Annotated in this window: 5 protein-coding genes; all 5 read left to right on the top strand. The window is 71.1% G+C overall.

What is annotated here, in order from left to right; genetic code table 11:
* The coding region (locus tag FV223_RS23650; RefSeq protein WP_187276228.1) for a HupE/UreJ family protein at positions 1–390 on the top strand (390 nt) is incomplete at its 5' end.
* A 187-nt stretch (positions 391–577) separates the two neighbouring features.
* Positions 578–1,129: an iron transporter gene (locus tag FV223_RS23655; RefSeq protein ID WP_147729273.1), complete on the top strand. Its 552-nt coding sequence runs from the start codon at positions 578–580 to the stop codon at positions 1,127–1,129.
* Positions 1,130–1,131: 2 nt separating this feature from the next.
* Positions 1,132–1,512: a cupredoxin domain-containing protein gene (locus FV223_RS23660; protein ID WP_147729274.1), complete on the top strand. Its 381-nt coding sequence runs from the start codon at positions 1,132–1,134 to the stop codon at positions 1,510–1,512.
* A 3-nt stretch (positions 1,513–1,515) separates the two neighbouring features.
* On the top strand, positions 1,516–2,919 hold the full coding sequence (locus FV223_RS23665) for a 4Fe-4S binding protein (RefSeq protein ID WP_147729275.1): 1,404 nt from the start codon (positions 1,516–1,518) through the stop codon (positions 2,917–2,919).
* 40 nt (positions 2,920–2,959) lie between these two features.
* Positions 2,960–3,278, top strand: a 319-nt coding sequence (locus tag FV223_RS23670; protein WP_187276229.1) for an FTR1 family protein, incomplete at its 3' end; no start/stop codon positions are given.

Raw genomic sequence — 3,278 nt, forward strand, 5'->3', positions numbered from 1 at the left:
GCGCTGATGGCGGCGGGCGCCGGGCTCGGCATGGCGGGCGTCGAGGTCTCCGGCCTCGGCCTGCCGGTGGCCGAGACCGGGATCGCCCTGTCGGTGGTCGCCTTCGGCCTCGCGGCCGCGTTCGGCCTCCGACTTCCGGTCGCCGCGCTCGGCGCCCTCGTCGGCGGCTTTGCCGCGTTCCACGGCTATGCCCACGGCGCGGAGATGCCCGAGACCGCCTCCGGCCTCGTCTACGGCCTCGGGTTCCTCGCCGGCACCGCCCTGCTCCACGCCGCCGGCCTCGGCCTTGGCCTGGCGATCGCGGCCGGCACCCGCCGTACGGTCATGGCTCCCATGCTCGGCGGCGCGGTGGTCGCCTCCGGCGTCGTGCTGCTCGCAGGGCATTTCTAAGTCGAGACCTCCGGCGGGGCAGGCACCCGCCGGAGTTCGAGCTTCCGAGATCTATGATTCATCTTTCAAGCCGGCTGATTTTCACCAACCTGGACTTTATAGTTCCCAGTTTGGAACGATTATGATTTGAGCATGTGACGAACAAGCCTCTTCCAATTTCGGCGCGGCCGGGTATGCGATGCATCCCATGCGCGCGCTCCGTCTCACCCTCCCCCTGCTCGCCGGCCTGGCCGGCCTCACCGCCTCCGCGGTCGCCAAGGAGATCCCCGTCGGGCCCCACGTGACCCAGAACGGTCTCGAGGTCGCGGCGGTGTACCTGCAGCCGATCGAGATGGACCCGCCCGACATGATGCGCGCGGCGGCGCAGTCCGACCTGCACCTCGAGGCCGACATCCGCGCCGCCAAGGACAACCGCAACGGCTTCGCCGAGGGCGACTTCGTGCCGTCGCTGACCGTGACCTTCGAGGTGGTGAAGCTCGACGGCGACAAGCCCACCGACCAGAAGGTCTCGGGGCCGCTGATGGGCATGGTCGCCAACGACGGCCCGCATTACGGCGACAACGTCAAGCTGTTCGGGCCGGGCCGCTACCGCCTCAAGCTCACCGTGGCGCCCCCCGGCTCGCACGCCCATTTCGGCCGCCACGTCGACAAGGAGACCGGGGTGGCCGAGTGGTTCAAGCCGTTCGACATCACCCAGGACTTCACCTTCGCCGGCATCGGCAAGAAGGGCGCGTACTGAGGATGCAGGCCGCGACCGGTCTTCCCGCCCGCTGGGCGCTGCTCGCCCTCGCACCGCTTCTCCTGGCGCCGCTTCTCCTGGCGCCTCGGGCCGCGCGCGCCGACGACATGCCGGTGATCAAGGTCGAGATGAAGGACGGCGTGATCCTGCCCGCGATCATCGAGGTTCCGGCCAAGACCCGCTTCAAGCTGGAGATCTCGAACACCGGAACCTCGCCGGTGGAGTTCGAGAGCCTCGAGCTGAAGCGCGAAAAGGCGCTCGCCGCCGGCTCGACCTCGTCGATCATCTTCCGCACCCTCGATCCTGGCAGCTACGACGTCTTCGACGACTTCCATCCGGAGGCGAAGGCGACGCTGGTGGCCAAGGACTCGGTGGCGAAGTAGCCGGTGGCCGGCGCGACCCTCAGCCCCGGCCGGGAGGCCTGGATCGACGGACGCCTCGCCGACTTCGGCGACTGGCTCCGCCGGCACGGCGGCGTGCTGCGCACCATCCAGTGGGCGGTGGTCGGCATCTACGTCGTGCTCGTGGCCGTGCCTGCCTTCCTGCCGCTGCCCGACCGCGGCGCCCATCTCTGGTCGAACCTGACGCTGGCGGCGCAATTCGCGTTCTGGGGCATCTGGTGGCCGTTCGTGCTGCTCAGCATGGTCATCGCCGGGCGCGCCTGGTGCGGGGTGCTGTGCCCCGAAGGCACGCTCACCGAGTTCGCCAGCCGGTGGAGCCTCGGCCGCGCCGTGCCGCGCTGGATCACCTGGGGCGGGTGGCCGTTCCTGGCGTTCGCCGGCACCACGGTCTACGGCCAGATGGTCAGCGTCTACGGCTACCCGAAGCCGGTGCTCGCCGTGCTCGGCGGCTCGACCGTGGCGGCGATCCTCGTCGGCGCCGTGTACGGGCGCAACAAGCGGGTGTGGTGCCGCTACCTCTGCCCGGTCAACGGCGTGTTCGCGGTGCTCTCCAAGCTCGCGCCGGTGAGCTTCCAGGTCGACGGCGCCGCCTGGAGCGCCTCGCCGAAGCCGAAGCCGGGGCAAGGCTTCAACTGCGCGCCCCTCGTGGCGGTGAAGACCATGCGCGGCTCGGGCGCCTGCCACATGTGCGGGCGCTGCAGCGGCTATCGCGGCGCCGTGCGGCTGGCCCGCCGTTCGCCCAACCACGAGATCGTCCACGTGGCCGGCGACGAGCCCTCCCTCGACCAGACCGTGCTGATCCTGTTCGGCATGATGGGCCTCGCCGTCGGCGCGTTCCAGTGGTCGTCGAGCCCCTGGTACATCGACGGCAAGCAGTGGCTCGCCACCTGGCTGATCGAGCGCGGCGTCACCTGGCCGCTGGAGACCTCGGCGCCGTGGTTCGTGCTGACGAACTACCCCGAGCACAACGACGTGCTCACCCTCCTCGACGGCGCGATGCTGCTCGCCTACATCGCCGCCGCCTGCCTCGGCATCGGGCTCGCGCTGACCGGCCTGGTCGCGCTCGCGACCCGCGCGGGCGGGCCGTGGTCCACCGCCCGCTTCCACCACCTGACGCAGGCGCTGATCCCGATCGCCGGCTGCGGCGTCTTCCTCGGCCTCTCGGCGCTCACGGTCACCTTCCTGCGCGGCGAGGGCTTCGTCCTGCCCTTCGTCGACGAGGTCCGCGCCGGCCTCCTCGGCGGGGCCAGCCTGTGGAGCCTCTGGCTGGCCTGGCGGATCGCCGGCCTGTCGGCCGGCGGCCCGCGCCGGGTCGCCACAACCCTGTGCATCGGTGCCGCCGCGGGCCTCGCGGTGGCGAACTGGGCGCTTCTGTTCTGGATCTGGTAGCGCGCGAGCGCCCCATCAACGCGAAAGCCGGGATATCCGCATGATCGGAGCCTTCGTCATCGCCTTCCGCGAGGTCATCGAGGCGGGCCTCATCATCTCGATCGTGCTGGCGGCCACCCGCGGCATTCCCGGGCGCGGCCGCTGGGTCGCGCTCGGCATCGTCGGGGGCCTGGCCGGCGCCGCCCTCGTCGCGCTGTTCGCCGAGAAGATCTCGGACGCGTTCGAGGGCGCGGGGCAGGACCTGCTCAACGCCGCCGTGCTCATCGTCGCCGTGCTGATGCTGGTCTGGCACAACACCTGGATGGCGGCCCACGGGCGCGAGCTCGCGGGCGAGCTGCGGGCGGCGGGCGAGGCCGTCC

This window comes from Methylobacterium sp. WL116 (genome assembly GCF_008039455.1).
In the GTDB taxonomy this organism is placed as follows: Bacteria; Pseudomonadota; Alphaproteobacteria; order Rhizobiales; family Beijerinckiaceae; genus Methylobacterium.

Bases quoted from the DNA above. Each gene is read 5' to 3' on its own strand.
- FV223_RS23655 (WP_147729273.1), top strand. From the start codon at position 578: ATGCGCGCGCTCCGTCTCACCCTCCCCCTGCTCGCCGGCCTGGCCGGC.
- FV223_RS23660 (WP_147729274.1), top strand. From the start codon at position 1,132: ATGCAGGCCGCGACCGGTCTTCCCGCCCGCTGGGCGCTGCTCGCCCTC.